18 protein-coding genes (1 of these 18 cut by a window edge) are annotated in these 18,333 nt (G+C 61.8%); 13 read left to right on the top strand and 5 right to left on the bottom strand.

Annotated features, from left to right (window positions below):
• Window positions 1-9 precede the first annotated feature (9 nt).
• The 5 genes from atpA (at window position 10) to glmU (ending at window position 5,786) form a co-directional block, all read left to right on the top strand.
• Entirely contained in the window at window positions 10-1,551 is a 1,542-nt protein-coding gene (gene atpA, locus I6L38_RS19075; protein ID WP_010635591.1) for a F0F1 ATP synthase subunit alpha, read from the top strand.
• A 43-nt stretch (window positions 1,552-1,594) separates the two neighbouring features.
• Window positions 1,595-2,461, top strand: coding sequence for a F0F1 ATP synthase subunit gamma (atpG, locus tag I6L38_RS19070; protein WP_005307212.1), 867 nt, complete (start codon window positions 1,595-1,597; stop codon window positions 2,459-2,461).
• 33 nt (window positions 2,462-2,494) lie between these two features.
• Window positions 2,495-3,883 carry a F0F1 ATP synthase subunit beta gene (atpD, locus tag I6L38_RS19065; RefSeq protein WP_005307215.1) on the top strand — a complete coding sequence of 463 codons (1,389 nt, stop codon included), beginning with the start codon at window positions 2,495-2,497 and terminating at the stop codon, window positions 3,881-3,883.
• Between the two features lie 18 nt (window positions 3,884-3,901).
• Window positions 3,902-4,330: a F0F1 ATP synthase subunit epsilon gene (locus I6L38_RS19060; RefSeq protein ID WP_005307217.1), complete on the top strand. Its 429-nt coding sequence runs from the start codon at window positions 3,902-3,904 to the stop codon at window positions 4,328-4,330.
• A gap of 94 nt (window positions 4,331-4,424) precedes the next feature.
• Window positions 4,425-5,786 (top strand): bifunctional UDP-N-acetylglucosamine diphosphorylase/glucosamine-1-phosphate N-acetyltransferase GlmU, encoded by a 1,362-nt coding sequence (gene glmU, locus I6L38_RS19055; protein ID WP_216988841.1) that lies wholly within the window; start codon window positions 4,425-4,427, stop codon window positions 5,784-5,786.
• 50 nt (window positions 5,787-5,836) lie between these two features.
• Here the strand turns inward: glmU and creD are convergent, their stop codons facing one another.
• The 4 genes from creD to blrA all read right to left on the bottom strand — a co-directional run bounded on the left by creD (window position 5,837) and on the right by blrA (window position 10,316).
• Entirely contained in the window at window positions 5,837-7,198 is a 1,362-nt protein-coding gene (creD, locus tag I6L38_RS19050) for a cell envelope integrity protein CreD (RefSeq protein WP_216988840.1), read from the bottom strand.
• Window positions 7,199-7,315: 117 nt separating this feature from the next.
• Entirely contained in the window at window positions 7,316-8,110 is a 795-nt protein-coding gene (gene blaOXA, locus I6L38_RS19045) for an OXA-12 family class D beta-lactamase (protein WP_017780307.1), read from the bottom strand.
• Between the two features lie 75 nt (window positions 8,111-8,185).
• Complete coding sequence (gene blrB / locus I6L38_RS19040) at window positions 8,186-9,607, bottom strand: beta-lactam sensor histidine kinase BlrB (RefSeq protein ID WP_216988839.1); 1,422 nt, start codon at window positions 9,605-9,607, stop codon at window positions 8,186-8,188.
• Window positions 9,608-9,641: 34 nt separating this feature from the next.
• On the bottom strand, window positions 9,642-10,316 hold the full coding sequence (gene blrA / locus I6L38_RS19035; RefSeq protein WP_042006327.1) for a beta-lactam response regulator transcription factor BlrA: 675 nt from the start codon (window positions 10,314-10,316) through the stop codon (window positions 9,642-9,644).
• 122 nt (window positions 10,317-10,438) lie between these two features.
• On the opposite strand from blrA, the gene I6L38_RS19030 reads away from it, so the two are divergent.
• Together I6L38_RS19030 and glmS are read left to right on the top strand one after the other, a co-directional pair.
• Complete coding sequence (locus I6L38_RS19030; protein WP_005307234.1) at window positions 10,439-11,212, top strand: DeoR/GlpR family DNA-binding transcription regulator; 774 nt, start codon at window positions 10,439-10,441, stop codon at window positions 11,210-11,212.
• Between the two features lie 51 nt (window positions 11,213-11,263).
• On the top strand, window positions 11,264-13,096 hold the full coding sequence (gene glmS, locus I6L38_RS19025) for a glutamine--fructose-6-phosphate transaminase (isomerizing) (RefSeq protein WP_216988838.1): 1,833 nt from the start codon (window positions 11,264-11,266) through the stop codon (window positions 13,094-13,096).
• Between the two features lie 69 nt (window positions 13,097-13,165).
• Here the strand turns inward: glmS and I6L38_RS19020 are convergent, their stop codons facing one another.
• On the bottom strand, window positions 13,166-13,942 hold the full coding sequence (locus I6L38_RS19020) for a LuxR family transcriptional regulator (protein ID WP_016352388.1): 777 nt from the start codon (window positions 13,940-13,942) through the stop codon (window positions 13,166-13,168).
• 209 nt (window positions 13,943-14,151) lie between these two features.
• Here I6L38_RS19020 and I6L38_RS19015 point away from each other — a divergent pair, with 209 nt between their 5' ends.
• The 6 genes in view from I6L38_RS19015 to I6L38_RS18990 are tightly spaced (at most 2 nt apart) and all read left to right on the top strand, a layout consistent with a single transcriptional unit that may run on beyond the window.
• Entirely contained in the window at window positions 14,152-14,913 is a 762-nt protein-coding gene (locus I6L38_RS19015; RefSeq protein WP_181969535.1) for a DUF3450 domain-containing protein, read from the top strand.
• Window positions 14,910-16,217, top strand: a complete 1,308-nt coding sequence (locus I6L38_RS19010) for a MotA/TolQ/ExbB proton channel family protein (RefSeq protein WP_213344334.1) — start codon at window positions 14,910-14,912, stop codon at window positions 16,215-16,217. Before I6L38_RS19015 ends, I6L38_RS19010 begins: the two co-directional genes overlap by 4 nt.
• Complete coding sequence (locus tag I6L38_RS19005; RefSeq protein WP_005307253.1) at window positions 16,214-16,744, top strand: MotA/TolQ/ExbB proton channel family protein; 531 nt, start codon at window positions 16,214-16,216, stop codon at window positions 16,742-16,744. Before I6L38_RS19010 ends, I6L38_RS19005 begins: the two co-directional genes overlap by 4 nt.
• Window positions 16,741-17,142 (top strand): biopolymer transporter ExbD, encoded by a 402-nt coding sequence (locus I6L38_RS19000; protein WP_216988837.1) that lies wholly within the window; start codon window positions 16,741-16,743, stop codon window positions 17,140-17,142. The genes I6L38_RS19005 and I6L38_RS19000 overlap by 4 nt, the downstream gene beginning before the upstream one ends.
• Complete coding sequence (locus tag I6L38_RS18995; protein ID WP_017766612.1) at window positions 17,139-17,801, top strand: energy transducer TonB; 663 nt, start codon at window positions 17,139-17,141, stop codon at window positions 17,799-17,801. Before I6L38_RS19000 ends, I6L38_RS18995 begins: the two co-directional genes overlap by 4 nt.
• A 2-nt stretch (window positions 17,802-17,803) precedes the next feature.
• Window positions 17,804-18,333 carry the 5' end (the start) of a hypothetical protein gene (locus tag I6L38_RS18990; protein WP_201882035.1) on the top strand. It continues 649 nt past the right edge of the window, so 530 of the gene's 1,179 nt are visible here — the first part of the coding sequence; the start codon lies at window positions 17,804-17,806; its stop codon lies off the right edge, out of view.

Here is an 18,333-nt window from a genome sequence, read left to right as displayed (position 1 = left end):
TATTAGAGCATGCAACTGAATTCCACTGAAATCGCCGAGCTGATCAAGCAGCGCATTGCGCAGTTTGATGTGAAGAGCGAAGCGCGTAACGAAGGTACCATCGTCTCTGTGAGCGACGGTATCATTCGTATTCACGGCCTGGCCGATGCCATGCAAGGTGAGATGATCGAGCTGCCGGGCAACCGCTACGCTCTGGCATTGAACCTGGAGCGTGACTCCGTCGGTGCGGTGATCATGGGTTCCTATGACGGTCTGTCAGAAGGAATGAAAGTAAAAGGGACTGGCCGCATTCTGGAAGTGCCGGTCGGTCGTGGTCTGTTGGGCCGGGTGTTGAACACCCTGGGTCAGCCGATCGACGGTAAAGGTCCAATCGACAACGACGGCTTCTCGCCGATCGAAGTGATTGCACCGGGCGTTATCGAGCGTAAGTCTGTTGACCAGCCGGTCCAGACCGGTCTGAAAGCCATCGATGCCATGATCCCTATCGGTCGTGGCCAGCGTGAGCTGATCATCGGTGACCGTCAGGTGGGCAAGACTGCCATCGCCATCGACACCATCATCAACCAGAAAGACTCCGGCATTAAGTGTGTCTACGTTGCGATCGGCCAGAAGGCCTCCACCATCGCCAACGTGGTGCGCAAGCTGGAAGAGCACGGCGCCCTGGCCAACACCATAGTGGTGGTTGCCTCTGCTTCCGAAGCGGCTGCCCTGCAGTACCTGGCTCCGTATGCCGGCTGCTCCATGGGTGAGTACTTCCGTGACCGCGGTGAAGACGCGCTGATCATCTATGATGACCTGTCCAAGCAGGCCGTAGCTTATCGCCAGATCTCCCTGCTGCTGCGCCGTCCGCCAGGACGCGAAGCCTACCCGGGCGACGTTTTCTATCTGCACTCCCGTCTGCTGGAGCGTGCTGCTCGCGTCAACGCCGAGTACGTAGAGAAGTTCACCAACGGTGCCGTGAAAGGCCAGACCGGTTCTCTGACCGCGCTGCCGATCATCGAAACCCAGGCCGGTGACGTATCCGCGTTCGTTCCGACCAACGTGATCTCCATCACCGATGGCCAGATCTTCCTGACTTCACAACTGTTCAACTCCGGTATCCGTCCGGCCGTTGACCCGGGTATCTCTGTATCCCGTGTAGGTGGTGCCGCTCAGACCAAGATCGTCAAGAAGCTGTCCGGTGGTATCCGTACCGCGCTGGCCCAGTATCGTGAACTGGCTGCATTCGCCCAGTTCTCTTCCGACCTGGACGATGCGACCCGCAAGCAGCTGGACCACGGTCAGAAAGTGACCGAGCTGATGAAGCAGAAGCAGTACTCTCCGCTGAGCGTGGCTCACCAGTCTCTGGTGCTGTTCGCCGCGGAAAAAGGCTATCTCTCCGATGTCGAGCTGAACAAGATCGTCGACTTCGAAGCCGCTCTGCTCTCTTACGCCAATACCCAGCATGCCGAGCTGATGGCTGAAATCAATGCCAAGGCCGACTACAACGACGCGATCGTTGGCAAGCTGACTGCGTTGCTGGACAACTTCAAGGCAACCCAGACCTGGTAAGCGTGTGTGGCAGCGCGAGCTGCCACCTGATGGAGAGTAAGAGATGGCCGGCGCAAAAGAGATACGTAACAAGATCGCGAGTGTGAAAAACACTCAGAAGATCACCGGCGCTATGGAAATGGTGGCAGCAAGCAAGATGCGCCGTGCGCAAGATCGCATGTCTGCCAGCCGTCCGTACGCTGAAACCATGCGCAAGGTGATCGGCCATATCGCTCAGGGGAACCTGGAATACAAGCACCCCTACCTCATCGAACGTGAGGTCAAGCGAGTGGGTTACATCGTCGTCTCCACCGACCGTGGCCTGTGTGGTGGTCTGAACATCAACCTGTTCAAGGCTGCCCTCAATGACATGAAGCAATGGAGCGCGAAAGGAGCCAAGGTTGACCTAGCTCTGATCGGCAACAAGGCCTCCAACTTCTTTGAACGGCACGGCGCCAAGGTGAAAGCTCACGTCGCAGGACTGGGCGATAACCCGAGCGTCAATGACCTGATTGGTTCAGTCAAGGTCATGCTGAAGGCTTACGACAACGGTGAGATTGACAGGCTGTATCTGGTGTACAACAAGTTCGTCAACACCATGGTTCAGCAACCACGAGTCGATCAACTGCTGCCTTTGCCCGTAACTGAAGACAGCAAGCTCGCCAAGAAACACCACTGGGATTACCTCTATGAGCCGGATCCCAAGCAACTGCTGGATACCCTGCTGATTCGCTACGTCGAATCCCAGGTCTACCAGGGGGTAGTGGAAAACTTGGCAAGTGAACAGGCAGCCCGAATGGTTGCCATGCAAGCCGCGACTGACAACGCCGGTAACCTGATTAACGATCTGCAACTGGTATACAACAAGGCCCGTCAGGCCAGTATTACCCAGGAACTGACAGAGATCGTGTCCGGTGCTGCTGCGGTGTAAGGCAAGGGTTATCAAAGGTTTAGAGGATTTGACATGAGTAACGGTTTCATCGTCCAAATCATCGGCGCTGTGGTGGACATCGAGTTCCCGCAAGATGCCGTGCCCCAGGTGTACGATGCACTGAAGGTTGTCAGCGAAGGTCAAGGCCAGGGTCTGGTGCTGGAAGTTCAGCAACAGATCGGTGGCGGCGTCGTTCGTTGCATCACCATGGGCTCCTCCGACGGTCTGCGTCGTGGGTTGGAAGTAGTGAATAGCGGTAAATCCATCCAGGTGCCGGTCGGTGTATCGACTCTGGGTCGGATCATGAACGTACTGGGCGATCCGATCGACGAAAAGGGTCCGATCGGTGAAGAAGAGCGTTGGTCCATCCACCGCGCGGCTCCCAGCTACGAAGATCAGTCCAACAGCAACGACCTGCTGGAGACCGGTATCAAGGTTATCGACCTGGTATGCCCGTTCGCCAAGGGTGGTAAGGTTGGTCTGTTCGGTGGTGCCGGTGTAGGCAAAACCGTAAACATGATGGAGCTGATCCGTAACATCGCGATCGAACACAGCGGTTACTCCGTGTTCGCCGGTGTAGGTGAGCGTACCCGTGAGGGTAACGACTTCTACCACGAGATGATGGAGTCCAACGTACTGGACAAAGTATCTCTGGTTTACGGTCAGATGAACGAGCCGCCCGGAAACCGTCTGCGCGTAGCGCTGACCGGTCTGACCATGGCCGAGAAGTTCCGTGACGAAGGTCGTGACGTGCTGTTCTTCGTGGACAACATCTACCGTTACACCCTGGCCGGTACTGAAGTATCCGCACTGCTGGGTCGTATGCCCTCTGCAGTAGGTTACCAGCCGACCCTGGCCGAGGAGATGGGTGTTCTGCAGGAGCGCATCACCTCCACCAAGACCGGTTCCATCACCTCCGTACAGGCCGTTTACGTGCCTGCGGATGACTTGACCGACCCGTCTCCGGCGACCACCTTCGCCCACCTGGATGCGACCGTGGTACTGTCCCGTCAGATCGCGGCACTGGGTATCTACCCGGCCGTTGACCCGCTGGACTCCACCTCCCGTCAGCTGGATCCGCTGGTGGTTGGCAAGGAGCACTACGAGACTGCTCGTGGCGTTCAGACCGTACTGCAGCGCTACAAAGAGCTGAAGGACATCATCGCCATCCTGGGTATGGATGAACTGTCAGAAGAAGACAAACTGACCGTAGCCCGTGCCCGTAAGATCGAGCGTTTCCTGTCCCAGCCGTTCTTCGTGGCCGAAGTGTTTACCGGTTCTCCGGGCAAATACGTGCCGCTGAAAGAGACCATCCGTGGTTTCCAGGGCATCCTGAAAGGCGAGTACGACGATCTGCCGGAGCAGGCGTTTTACATGGTTGGCAGCATCGACGAAGTTGTCGAGAAAGCCAAGAAACTGTAAGCCTCGATAGGAGGGCCCATGGCTGAGATGATCTCCTTTCACCTGGACGTGGTGAGCGCCGAAGGAAAACTGTTTTCCGGTCGCGTGCAGTCCGCTCAGGTATCAGGCTCCGAAGGTGAGCTGGGTCTCCGCCACGGTCATGCTCCGTTGCTGACTGCCATCAAGCCGGGCCTGGTCCGCTTGGTGAAGCAGAACGGAACTGAAGAGGTGCTGTACATCTCCGGCGGCATGCTGGAAGTGCAACCCGAAGCCGTGACCGTGCTGGCGGACACCGCGATTCGTGCCGACGATTTGGATGAGGCGAAAGCCCAGGAAGCCAAACGTGCGGCGGAAGAGCGGATCCACAGCTCCCATGGTGATATCGACTACGCCCAGGCCGCTACCGAGCTGGCCAAGGCGATGGCTCAACTGCGGGTCATCGATATCGTCAAAAAGAATTACCGTTAATAACGGTGAGGTAAAAAGCGACCTGCGGGTCGCTTTTTTTTTACTCGTTGGATAGACTCCGCCGAGTATTTATTCATGTTCCAAAGGTCGAATTATGTCCCTCAACGTCGTGATCCTTGCTGCGGGTAAAGGTACCCGTATGCGTTCCTCCCTGCCCAAGGTACTGCACCCGGTCGCCAACAAGCCCATGGTCTCCCATGTGATCGATACCGCCCGCCAGGTGGGGGCCGAGCAGCTGCACCTGGTCTATGGCCACGGTGCCGAACTGCTTAAGGAGCGGATCCAGGCATCCGACCTGAACTGGGTACTGCAGGCCCAGCAGCTGGGAACCGGTCATGCGGTGGCCCAGGCCATCCCGTTCTGGAACGATGAAGATGACGTGCTGGTGCTGTACGGCGACACCCCGCTGATCCAGCCGGAAACCCTGCAGCGGCTGCTGGCCGCCAAGGCCGCCGACGGCATGGCGCTGCTGACCGTGGTGCTGGACAACCCGACCGGCTATGGCCGCATCGTGCGCAGCAATGGCCAGGTGGTCGGCATCGTCGAGCAGAAGGATGCCAACGCCGAGCAGCTCGCCATCCGCGAAGTGAACACCGGCGTGCTGGTGGCCAACGGTGGCCAGTTGCGCAGCTGGCTCTCCCGTCTGGACAACAAGAATGCCCAGGGCGAGTTCTATCTGACCGACGTCATTGCCATGGCCCACGCCGACAACTGCCCCATCGCCGCGGTTCACCCGGACGACGCCATGGAGGTGGAAGGGGCCAACAACCGGGTGCAGCTGGCCCAGCTCGAGCGCAGCTACCAGCAGATGCAGGCCGAGCGGCTGATGATCGCCGGTGCCACCCTGATCGACCCGGCCCGCTTCGATCTGCGTGGCACCCTGGAGATCGGGGAAGAGGTGGTGATCGACGTCAACGTCATCATCGAAGGCAAGGTGGTGCTGGGCAACCACGTCCGCATTGGGGCCGGCAGTGTGCTGAAGGATTGCGTGATCGGCGATCACACCGAGGTGAAACCCTACTCCGTCATCGAAGGCGCGCAAATCGCCGACCAGTGCTCGGTCGGTCCTTTTACCCGCCTGCGCCCGGGTGCCGTACTGGAGCAGGATGCTCACGTCGGCAATTTCGTCGAAATGAAGAAGGCGCGCCTCGGGGTTGGCTCCAAGTGCGGTCATCTGACCTATCTGGGGGATGCCGAGGTGGGTGCCAAGGTGAACATCGGGGCCGGCACCATCACCTGCAACTACGACGGGGTGAACAAGTTCCAGACCATCATCGAGGACGACGTCTTCGTCGGCTCCGATACCCAGCTGGTGGCGCCGGTGCGCATCGGCAAGGGGGCGACCCTGGGGGCCGGCTCCACCATCACCAAGGATGTGGCCGAGAACGAGCTAGTGATCACCCGGGTGCCCCAGCGTCACATCAAAAACTGGGCTCGCCCGGTCAAGAAGAAGTGATACCCGATCAATGAAATGCAAACCGGCGCCTGATGGCGCCGGTTTTGTTTTCAGCTCTCCTGCCCGCTGGCGGGGGGCGTCGGGGCACTCCCCATCACCCGATACCAGTCCAGCTTGCGGGTCAGCACCATGACCAGCGCCAGGATGACGAACAGCAGCAGGGCGCCGAGCAGCAGGGCTATCTCCTCGGCCTGCAGCAAGCCGAACAGGATGGCGTAGACCAGCCCGAGCAGGGCCGCGAAGCCGAGCCCCTGTTTGGGGCCGCCCAGCACATGGCTGAGGTAGAAGCCGTTGAGGGTCACGCTGGCCAGGGCGGCAATCAGATAGGCCCAGTCAAAGCCGAGGTGTTCGGTCAGTGCCAGCAGCACCAGATAGAAGATGGCCAGCCCCATGCCCACCAGCGCGTACTGGATCGGGTGCACCCGCAGCCCCTTGAGCAGCTCGAACATGAAGAAGCTGAGGAAGGTGAGGCCGATGAACAGCAGCGCATACTTGGCGGCCCGCTCGTTCTGCTGATAGTGATCCACCGGCTGCACCAGGCTGACGCTGAAGGCGGGCAGATCGCCGCTGGCACCCTTCATCATCCGGTTGAAACGGCTCTCCATGTCGGTGGCAAACCAGCTGCTCTGCCAGCTGGCCTCGAAACCGCTGGCGGTAAGGGTGCGGCTGCCCGGCAGAAAGTCGCCGATGAAGTTGGGGTGGGGCCAGTTGCTGGCGAGGTTGAGCCTGCTGTCCTGGCCGAGTGGCACCACTTCCAGCTGGTTCATCCCCTGCAGGTCCAGTTCGATGTGAAAAGCGCCGCCCTCCCCCGGCAGGGCCGCGAGCGGCGCATGGATGCCGGCCAGTCCGTCACCCAGCAAGGCGCCGGGGGCGAACGGGATGCGCTGCTCCCCCAGTTGCAGCTCGGGTACCCGGTTGATGCCGCGGGCATCGGACAGCACCAGGCTCAGATAGGGTTTGCCTGCCACCAGGGCGGGATCGGCGCCATCGACGGTCAGATCCGGTTCGCCGCTGATCAGGGTTTTACCGTTCAGTTCGGCCGGCAGTCGCCCGGAGAGGGAGAGCCGGGTGTGATAGACCTGGGCCTGGTAGATGCCGAGCTTGCGCGGGGTCACCTCCATGCTGGCCTGCACATCCAGCTGTTCCGGCAGCAGGTAGCGATAGAGCTGCAGCTTGCGCTCGAAGCGCTTGCCATCCTGCTCCACCGTGACGGTGCGGGTATAGGGCTGCACCACGACCGGCCCCAGCAGTCGTTGCGGCCCGCTGCTGCTGGCCATGATGCTGTGGATGGCCTGGCTGCGATAGGCCTGGCGCTCCCGGTTCAGCTCCATGATGGATTGCACCGGCACCATCAGCAGCAGGCTGAGCAACAGCAGCAGAAAGATCTTGTGGCTGAATATCTGTTTGACCATGACACGTCTCCTTGTTGATGGAGCGAGTGTGGCTGGGTCGGGTGAAGGGGGGATGGGGCTATGTGAAGTGGAGGTGAAGGGGGATAAAAAAACCGGCGCCTGGCGCCGGTCTGGGTATCACAGGGTTTTCAGTTTGGCCGGCAGGGCGGCCAGCACTTCTTCCTTGGCCTTGAGTGAGGCAAACTGCTTGCCGGGTTTCTGCACCACGGTATGGACGAAGATCAGCTGCTTGCCCGGTTTGCTGGCCCAGCCGACGAACCAGCCGATCTGCTGATCCCGGTTGAGACTGCCATCCAGCTTCTTCGGATAACCCATGCCGGTCTTGCCGTGGATTTGCCAGCCGTCGATCTCGCTCACCTTGAGGATGTTGGCGGTGTATTGCAGGGTCTGCGCCGACACCGGCAGCTTGCCGCTCACCATCTTGCCGAGGAAGCGGGCCTGCTCCTCTGGACTGATGGCCAGGCTGGAGCTGAGCCAGGCCTGGGTCAGACCGTCGTGTTTGCCGGGGTTGCCGGAGAGATCCCGGTTGCCGTAGTCGAAACGATCGACGTACTGCTGGAAGCGATCCATCCCCAACCATTCAGTGATCTGCTGGGAGAACCAGACCACCGAGTAGGTTTCCCAACGGCGCGGGGTGGTGGTCTCCCGCCAGGCGGGCAGCCAGTCGTCGTAACCCGGTTTGAAGGGCAGCGCCGGGTGCTCCTCGTCCACCAGAAAGCCGCTGTCATAACCCATCAGCGCCAGCGGGATCTTGAAGGTGGATGCGGGTGGCAGCTGGCTTGAACAATCCCCTTCGCTGGAGAGGGTCTGGCCGTTGCCGTCGGCATAGAGAAAGCAGCCGGTGGCGGCGCTGGCAGGCAGCGAAAACAGCAGGCCTGCGCCGAGCAGGCCGGATAACAGAAGGCGGGACATGGGGGCTCCTTGAGCACATAAAGTTCGCTGGGAAAACACCAGCATAGCGCCGCTTTATGTGCCCAGTGTGAAGTGTCAGCCCGCTGGCAACCAGAGCTCGGCCAGCACTCCGCCGTCAGCCTGGTTGGTGAGGGTCAGCCGGCCGCCGTGCTGGCGCGCCACCTCCATGGCGAAGCTGAGCCCGAGGCCGCTGCTCTTGCCCTTGTCGGGTCTGGGCAGGGAGTAGAAGCGCTCGAAGATGCGCGGCAGGGCATAGTCCGGAATGCCGGGCCCCTGATCCCGCACCCGGAAGCAGTAACCCCCCTCCTCCATGGCGCCGCTCAGCCTGAGGGTGCTGCCGACGGGGGAGAAGTCGAGGGCGTTGTCCAGCAGGTTGCCGAGGGCCTGCTCCACCAGCAGCGGGTCCCACTTCTGTTTCTGGGCTTCCCTCAGCTCGGCGTGCAGGGTGATCTGGCGGCGCTGTGCCAGGATCTGGCGGGCGTCGAGCGCCCGCCTGCCCAGCCTGGCCGGCTCGACCGCCTGTCTGTCCAGCCCCTGCCCCGACTCCAGTTTGGCCAGCTGCAGCATCCGCTCGATCAGCTGCTGCATGCGGGCCGTCTCCAGATTGATGTTGCCGATAAAGCGCTTTGCGACGTCCAGCGGCGGGGCCTCGGTCAGTATTTCCCCTGCCCCGCGAATGGCGGCCAGCGGGCTCTTGAGCTCGTGGGTCAGGCTGTGCACATAGGCTTCGATGTAGGCCTTGCCATCCAGCTGGCGGCGCATGGTCTCAAGGGAGCGGCCGAGCCGATCCAGCTCCGGGCTGTAGAGGCGTGGCAGAGTGGCGGGCTGGCCCTGGCTGACCGCATCGGCATAGTGCACCAGCTTGCCGATGGCGCGGTTGAGCCACCACACCAGCAGGGCGCCGATGAGCAGTGAGATGAACAGCAGCAAGGCTGCCCCCTGCAGCAGCTGGTGCTCGCTGCGTTCTATCATGGGCAGCAGGGTGCGGTTGGGTTTGGCGACGGTGAGGGAGCCGAGGATGTCGTCCCCCTCCCGCAGCGGGGCGGCGACGTGCATCACCGAGCTGGTGGGATCGTCGGGATCGCTGCGGGTGCTGCGGGCGCCGTATTCACCGCGCAGGGTCAGATAGACGTCGTTCCAGCGCGAGTAGTCCTTGCCCAGGTCCACCCCGTCCGAGTCGTAAACCACTTTGCCCCAGCGATCGACCACATAGATGCGGTACTCCGCCTGCTGCTTGAGGTGGCCGTCGATGAGGGCGTTGATGGGGCTCTGGTTGAGGCGGGCGAAGGCGCTGGCCAGCCGGCCGTCGGCCATCTTCCCCTCCTGCAGGTCATCCAGCGCCAGCGGGGCCAGCATCTGGGCCATGTCTACCAGGGTATCTTCGGTGGCGCTGCGCACCCCGGGTTTGATCTCCTCGACAAAGATCTCCAGCACGAACCAGGCGGCCAGCGCAAAGATCAGCACCAGCCCGCACAGCAGTTGCAGTCCGATTCTCATGTCATCCCCCGGCCGTGACCCGGTAACCGTCTGTTCATGCCTGCTCCAGGCTGTAACCCAATCCGCGGTGGGTCAGGATCAGGTTGGCGTCCGGATCCCGCTCTCGCAGCTTGGCGCGGATGGTCTTGATGTGGGTGTCGACGGTGCGATCCAGGCTCTCCTCCGCCCCGCTCCACACCAGATCCATCAGCTGCTGGCGGGAGTAGACCCGGCCCGGCGTCAGCATCAGGGTCTTGAGCAGCAGGTATTCGTAGCGGGTGAGCGCCAGCGGCTGGCCGTGAAAGCTGATGCGGGCCCGCTCCTCGTCCAGGGTGAGTGTCTGGCTCGGCTGGGGGGCGGCTGGCTGGCTGCGGCGCAGGATGACCCGCACCCTGGCGCACACCTCGCGGGGCGAGAAGGGCTTGGCCACGTAGTCGTCGGCGCCTATCTCCAGTCCGATCAGCCGGTCTATCTCTTCGCTGCGGGCGGTGAGGAACATCAGGGGAACGTCGCAGCGGGCTCGTACCTCCTTGCACAGCTCGAAGCCGCTGATGTCCGGCAACCCCACATCCAGGATCAGGAAGTCGGGGCGCGACTGGGCAAGTCGCGCCAGCAAAGGCTGGCCGAGGGAAAACCACTCCACCTCGAAGCCGTCGGTTTGCAGGGCATAGATCAGGGTGTCGGCGATGCTGGCTTCATCTTCTACCAGCCAGATGGTTCGTTTTTGCATGGCATCCTCGTCGCAAATCAGCCCCCCATTCTGGCATCGAACCATATCGGATCCTATTTGCCGTTTGATTTTTCCAGAAAAGGCATTAATATTTCGACATTCTTTCGAATCGAAACTTTAAGATGACCAAACGTAATACTCAGCAGCGCCGTCACACCATCGTCAGCCTGGTGCAGGAGCAGGGTGAAGTGAGCGTCGATGCCCTGGCCAAGCACTTCTCCACCTCCGAGGTGACCATTCGCAAAGATCTGGCCGTGCTGGAGACCGGTGGCCTGTTGCTGCGTCGTTACGGTGGTGCCGTGCCCCTGCCCAGCGAGATGGTGGTGGACGGCAATCCAGAGCAAGTTTCGAAACGAAAGCTGGCTATCGCCAAGGCGGCGGCCGAACGGATCCGCGATCACAACCGCGTCATCATCGACAGCGGCACCACCACCAGCGCCATGATCCCGCTGCTCGGCAACAAGCGCGGTCTCATCGTGATGACCAACTCCCTCAATGTGGCCGGCGCCCTGCGCGAGCTGGAAAACGAGCCTACCCTGTTAATGACGGGAGGCACATGGGACCCCCACTCCGAATCCTTCCAGGGTCAGGTGGCGGAGCAGGTGCTGCGCTCCTATGACTTCGACCAGCTGTTCATCGGTGCCGACGGCATCGATCCGGAACGCGGTACCACCACCTTCAACGAGCTGGTGGGACTGTCCCGGGTGATGGCCGAGGTGTCGCGGGAGGTCATCGTCATGGTGGAGTCGGAAAAAATCGGCCGCAAGATCCCCAATCTCGAACTGCCCTGGTCCAGCATCCATACCCTGGTGACCGACGAGGGGCTGGCCATCTCGGCCAGAGAACGAATTCAGGCCAAGGGGATCCAGCTGATCTGCGCCCCCGTGGCAGTCTGACCTGAACAAATCAATATCCAACCGAATCAATAGCGTCTTAAGGAGAAGTGTATGTGTGGCATCGTCGGGGCCGTCGCCCAACGTGATGTGGCTGAAATTCTGGTAGAGGGTCTGCGCCGTCTGGAATACCGCGGCTACGATTCGGCCGGTGTGGCCGTGTTCAGCGCCAGTCAGCCGCTGCAGCGGGTGCGTCGCCTCGGCAAGGTGGCCGAGCTGGCCAAGGCGTTGGACGAGCAGTCCGTGCACGGCGGCACCGGCATCGCCCACACTCGCTGGGCCACTCACGGCGAACCGTCCGAGCGCAATGCCCACCCTCACGTCTCCGAGCATATCGTGGTGGTGCATAACGGCATCATCGAGAACCACGAAGAGCTGCGGGAAGAGTTGAAGGCGCTGGGCTATGTGTTCAGCTCCGACACGGATACCGAGGTGATCGCCCACCTGGTGCACCACGAGCTGAAATCCGCCCCCAGCCTGCTGGCTGCCATGCAGGTGGCGGTGAAGCAGCTGCGCGGCGCCTACGGCACCGTGGTGATGGACAGCCGTGACGACAGCCGCGTGGTGGTGGCCCGTTCCGGCTCCCCGCTGGTGATCGGCCGCGGCATCGGCGAGAACTTCATCGCTTCCGACCAGATGGCGCTGCTGCCCGTGACCCGTCGCTTCATCTTCCTGGAAGAGGGTGACGTGGCCGAAGTGACCCGTCGCGACGTGCACATCTTCGATACCCACGGCGAGGCCGTGGTGCGTGAAGAGCAGGAGTCCGAACTCTCCCACGACGCCGGTGACAAGGGCGAGTATCGCCACTACATGCTCAAAGAGATCCACGAGCAACCCAAGGCCATCACCAACACCCTGGAAGGGCGTCTGGGTGGTGATCACGTGGTGGTCGAGTCGTTCGGCAATGGTGCGCGCGCCATCTTCGACAAGGTCGATCACGTGCAGATCGTCGCTTGTGGCACCTCCTATCACTCCGGCATGGTGGCTCGCTACTGGTTCGAAGAGATCGCCGGCGTCTCCTGCGACGTGGAGATCGCCTCCGAGTTCCGCTATCGCAAGTCGGTGGTGCGCCCCAACAGCCTGCTGGTGACCCTCTCCCAGAGCGGCGAGACCGCCGATACCCTAGCGGCCCTGCGTCTGGCCAAGGAGTCCGGCTACATGAGCTCGCTGGCCATCTGCAACGTGCCGGGCTCCTCCCTGGTGCGTGAATCGGATCTGGCCTTTATGACCCGAGCCGGTGCCGAAATCGGCGTGGCCTCCACCAAGGCGTTCACCACCCAGCTGGCCGGTCTGCTGATGCTGGTGGCCTCCATCGGTCACTGCCGTGGCCACCTGAGCACCGCCGCCGAAGCTGAGCTGGTCAAGGCGCTGCAGGCCCTGCCGCTGCGCATCAAGGAGAGCCTGGCGCTGGCCAAGGATATCGAGGCCCTGGCCGAAGAGTTTGCCGACAAGCACCACAGCCTGTTCCTGGGTCGCGGCAGCCAGTACCCCATCGCCATGGAAGGGGCACTCAAGCTCAAAGAGATCTCCTACATCCACGCCGAGGCCTATGCCGCCGGTGAGTTGAAGCACGGTCCGCTGGCGCTGATCGATGCCGAGATGCCCATCATAGTGGTGGCGCCGAACAACGATCTGCTGGAGAAGCTCAAGTCCAACGTGGAAGAGGTGCGTGCCCGTGGCGGTATCCTCTACGTCTTCGCCGATGCCGATACCGGCTTCAAGAGCGACGAGACCATGCGGGTGATGAGCCTGAACCACGTGGAAGAGGTGATCGCGCCGATCGTCTATACCGTGCCGCTGCAGCTGCTCTCCTACCATGTTGCCCTCATCAAGGGTACCGACGTGGATCAGCCGCGCAACCTGGCAAAATCCGTGACCGTGGAATAAGCCATCGTCAGAAATGAAAAAAGAGCCGCATTGCGGCTCTTTTTTATTGGCTGTGCTGCCGGGCTGGCGTCACGACAACCGCAGGTTGGTGATGGTCACGTCGTCCAGCGAAGGCACTATGATGCCGCTGGAGATGCTCTTGGCGATCGCCTGGTTGCGGTTCTTCGAGTCGGTCTTGTTGGTGACCTGATTGAGGTGGAAGTTCACGGTCCGCTCGCTGATGCCGAGGATGGTGGCGATCTCCCAGGAGGTCTTGCCCTCGCTGGCCCAGAACAGGCACTCCTTCTCCCGATCGGACAGTTCGGTCAGATACTTCATCAGATCCGGCCTGCTCTTTATCAGCTGCAGCGCCGAGTTGAAGATGTAGCTGGCGCAGAACGACAGCAAGGGAACGTTTTCAAACATCAGATCGGAATTGGACTTCTCCTTGCTGATGAAGGAGAGGATGCCGTGTTCCCCCTGCGGCGTGTGCAGCGGGAAGGAGACGCCGTTTCTCACCCCGAAGTCGGCGGCCAGGTTCATCACCTCCCGGCTGGCGCTGGGCAGCCAGGGGGAGTCGCAGTCGAGCTTGTTCCAGAAGATGGGCTGGGTCTGTTTCAGCCCCAGGAAGACGACCGGATCCTGGGTCAGGTAGTGCCGCTCCGAATAGGCATCGAACCAGCTGGTGGGGCAGTTGTTGAACAACGCCACATGGGATTTCTGCATGCTGATGGGGAAAATAATCAGCAAACGAAAGTAATCAAAGCCCATCTGGTGACTGAAGCGCTCCAGCTGCTGCTGGATGTCGCTGGTCTTCTTGGCCTTGGTGAACCGATCGATATGTTCCCAGATCGCATCGTTGAACATGAACTTCTCCTTTTTCGATCTCTATCACATTGATCGAAAAGATATTTTTTATTTATTAATTTGGTGTTGTGACGAACAACGCCAGTGACTCCCGTGCTTGCTTAAAAATTATCCTGTTTTTTCAGCCGAAGGCCAACAAAATCATCTGATTGCCACTGACCCTCCACTCTGAGACAATGAGAATAGTTATCATTGTTAAGATTTATATCATGAACAAGTTTTGGGGTTTGGCCTTGTTGCCACTGTCAGTCCACTTCGCTGCCGGCGCCGACGAGCTGGTCGCGCCGGCACTGAAAAACAGCATAGCTGCCGGGAAAGCCTCCCAGCAGCGCGTGGAGAAAGCCGCCGATGCGGCCGTTGCCGCCAGGCTGGAGCTGCAAAATGCGCAGCTGCAACTGCGCGATCTGGAAGCCTACAACCGCTACATGCAGTCTCTGGTGGCCGATCAGCAAAATGAGCTGGGCAAGCTGAATCAGCAGCTGGAGGCGGTACAGGAGACCCGGCAGGGCCTGATCCCGCTGATGCTGCAGATGCAGGCCGATCTGGAGCAGCTAGTACAAAATGACATTCCACTGCGCAAGGAAGATCGCCTGGCGCGGGTTGAACAGTTGAAAGCCACTCTGGCCCGAGCTGACGTGAGCGAGGCGGAGAAGTTCCGCCAGCTGCTGCAGGCCTACCAGATCGAAGCGGAATATGGCAGCCGGCTCGACAGCTATGCTGCCGAACTGGTGCTGGACGGCGCTCCGCGCCGGGTCGACGTGCTGGCGGTGGGCCGGGTCTCCCTGTTGGCGATGACCGCCGATCGTTCCCAGGCGTGGCGCTGGTCAGTGCAGAACAAGCAGTGGCAGCCCCTCGACAGCCAGTGGCTCTCCCCCGTCGCCGAGGCGCTGGAGATGGCCGCCGACAAGAAGGTTCCCCAGTTGTTGAATGTCCCCCTTTCCGTCAGCCGTGGTCAGGAGGCCCAGTCATGAGCGTCACCATGAAGTGGTTCCCCCTCGCCCTCGCCCTCGCTCTGGGCACCACTGCCGCTGTGGCCGATGAAGCCTGGCAGCAGCAGGAACAGGCCCGTGAACAGCAGGCACAGCAGGATCTGGCGTCCGTCTCCAAGGAGCTGAACAGTGCCCGCGCCAAGCTGGCCGAGGCCCAGCGCCTGAGCAAGGAGCTGGCCAGCCAGTTCGCTACCAATGAGAAGCAGCTGGTGGAGCTCAATGCCCAGTGGGAGCAGGCCTCCGGCGACATGAACGAGATCTTTGCGGTCACCCGTCAGGGGGCCAGCGATGCGGTCAAGCTGCTGAGTGAATCCGCCGTCGAAGGTCAGTACCCCGAGCGCCTCGCGCCGCTCAAGGCGATGGCACAGGAGAAGCAGGTACCGGATCGCGTCGCCCTCGCCCTGCTGCCTGCCACCCTGCTGCAGGAGATCCGCGAGTCGGGCCGGGTTGCCCAGTTCAACGGCAAGGTGCTGGATGCCCAGGGGGCGGCCAGCGAGCAGCAACTGACCCGGGTCGGCAGCTTCGCGCTGTTTGGCGAGCAGGGGTTCCTGCAGCCAACAGCCGAAGGCCTGAGCCCGGTGCTGGGCCTGCCCGGCAACGTGCTCTCCGCCGCGGCCGTCTATCAGGGCCAGGAAGGAGAAGCGCTGCCGCTGGATCCCTCCCATGGCACTCTGCTGGCAATGCTGGCGCAAGCCCCCACCTTCTGGCAGCAAGTCCAGCAAGGTGGCCAGGTCGGCGCCATCATAGTACTGCTGGCCGCCATTGGCCTGGGGATCGCCGGGGTGCGGCTGTGGAGCCTCTCCCGTGAACTGGGTCGGGTTCGTCGCCAGCTCAAGAGCGGTGAATATCATGCCGACAATGCCCTCGGCCGGGTGCTGACGGTGGCTGACAAGCATCCCGAGCTGAGCATGGAGACCCTCGAACTGCGTCTCGACGAGGCGATCCTGCAGGAGACCCCCCGCATGGAGCGTGGCATCGGCATGGTCAAGGTGATCGCGGCCATTGCCCCCATGCTGGGGCTGCTCGGTACCGTGACCGGGATGATCGGCACCTTCCAGGCCATCACCCAGTTCGGCACCGGCGATCCCAAGATCATGGCGGGCGGCATCTCCATGGCACTGGTCACCACGGTACAGGGTCTGGTCGCGGCCATTCCGCTGATCCTGGCCCACAGCCTGCTGCAATCCCGCTTCACCGAGCTCTCCAACGTGCTGGAGCAGCAGGTGGCCGGCATTCTGGCCGAGCGGGCCGAAAGCAACCGTGACGGGATGGAGCGGGCGGCATGATGCTCGACATCTGGCAACAGCTGCAGAGCTTCATGGGTCGTGGCGGCCCGGTGCTCTGGGTCATTCTGGCCCTGCTGGTGCTGATGTGGATTCTGATGATCGAGCGGCTGCTCTACCTCAACCTGGGGTTTGCCCCGCTGCAGCGCCAGCTGCTCGGCCGCTGGCAGGCCCGCAGCGAGCGTCACAGCTGGCACGCTCGGGCGATTCGCGGGCGCTGGCTGGCCGAGGCCGAGCTTGAGCTCAACCGTCATCTGATCTTCATCCGCACCCTGGTGGTGCTCTGCCCCATGCTGGGGCTGCTGGGTACCGTGACCGGCATGATAGGCGTATTCGATGCGTTGGCCGCGGCCAACCGCTTTAACCCGGAGAGCATGGCGGGCGGGATCTCCCGCGCCACCATCCCCACCATGGCTGGCATGGTGGTCGCTCTCTCCGGCGTGTTGTTACTCAGCCGGCTCGAGAGCCAGGCCAAGCGTGCGCTGGCCAAGACCCGGGACGGCCTGCGAGAAGAGAAGGTAATGCAATGAGACGGCAATCCAAACGCCAGCGCGACGAAGTGCAGATCGACATGACCCCCATGCTGGATATCGTGTTCATCATGCTGATCTTCTTTATTGTCACCACCTCCTTTGTGCGCGAAGCCGGGCTCGAGGTGCACAGGCCCCAGGCCAGCCAGGCCAAGGCGCAGAAGTCCTCCAGCATCATGCTGGCGATCGGCCCCCAGGGGCAGATGTTCCTCGACCGCAAGCAGATCGACGTGGAGCGAGTTCAGGCCAGCGTCGCCCGCCTGCTGGCGGAACAGCCCGATGCCAGCCTGGTGATCCAGGCCGACGAGCGGGTACCCCACGGCAAGGTGGTGCGGGTGATGGATGAGGCCAAGGCGGCAGGCATCGCCAACATCGCCGTGGCGGTGGCACCGAAATGAAATACAAGCTGATGAGCCTGGGGCTGGGAATTGCCCTCAGTCTGGGGATCCTGCTGTTCATGGCTACTCTGGTGGAGCCGCCCAGAGGGGAGAAGGCGAGCGCCGAGCAGAAGTCCATCGTCATCAACATGCAGAACGAGGTGACCGAGGTGCAGGTGCGTGAGCGCCCGGTACCCCAGGAGCCGGAACCCCTGCCGGAGCCGCCTGCCGCGCTGGCCTCGACGCCGCTGCCTATGCCGGCGGCGGCCCCGCTGCCCTCGGTGCAGCCGAGCCTGGATCTGGTCTCCAGCCTCAGCGCGGTGCAGGTCTATGCCCCTGGCGTCGCGACCAGTCCCAACCCGGTCGCGAGCGGCAACTTCCATGGCCAGCAACAGGGTGCCGGGATCGGCGCCGGTGACATGTTGATGCCGCTGCAGCGGATCGAGCCAGTCTATCCCTATCGGGCCCAGCAGGCCGGCATCGAAGGGTCGGTGACCCTGCGTTTCAGCGTCGATGCCGACGGTCGGGTACAGGATGTGGAAGTGGTCGAGGCCAAGCCGAAGCGTCAGTTCGAGCGGGCGGCCATTCAGGCGATCAACAAGTGGCGCTATCAGCCGAGACCCGGCGCCACCGACAAGCTGGTGCAAGTCATCACGCTCAAATTCAAACTGGAGTCATAACTATGTTGCGGATCTGGATCTGTGTGCTGGCCCTGGTCAGCCAAGCCTGTCTGGCGATGGAGGTGAGCCCCCATTTCTCCCGCCAGCTGGAGCCCGTGATGAAGCTCTATCAATCCGGCCAGTGGCAACAGGCCCAGAGCAAGGCATCCGGCCTCAAACCAAATAGCGATGCTGAGCGCGCCTGGCTGGCCCAGTTGCAGGCGTCCCTGGCTGCCAACCTGCAGCAGACCGCGCAGGCGAGCCGCTACGTGGAGCAGGCGCTGGCCTATAAAGAGTGGCCCGAGCAGCAACAGCTGCAACTGCTGCGGCTGCGCGGCGACATCCAGGCCCAGCAATCCAACTGGGCCGGTGCCATCGCCAGCTACAAGGCTGCGTTGGCCATCAAGGCTGATGATGCCTTGCGCCTGCGTCTGGCCGGCCTCTATTACCACAACAAGCAGTACGGTGAGGCGGCCGGCCAGAGTGAACAGCTGTTGAAGAAGAGCTGGCAGAAGCAGGCAGCCATCATCCGCCTCTCCGCTCTCACCGCGCT

The sequence above is a fragment of the Aeromonas sp. FDAARGOS 1408 genome (genome assembly GCF_019048665.1).
In the GTDB taxonomy this organism is placed as follows: Bacteria; Pseudomonadota; Gammaproteobacteria; order Enterobacterales; family Aeromonadaceae; genus Aeromonas; species Aeromonas dhakensis.
This window is presented reverse-complemented; position numbering and strand designations above follow the sequence as displayed.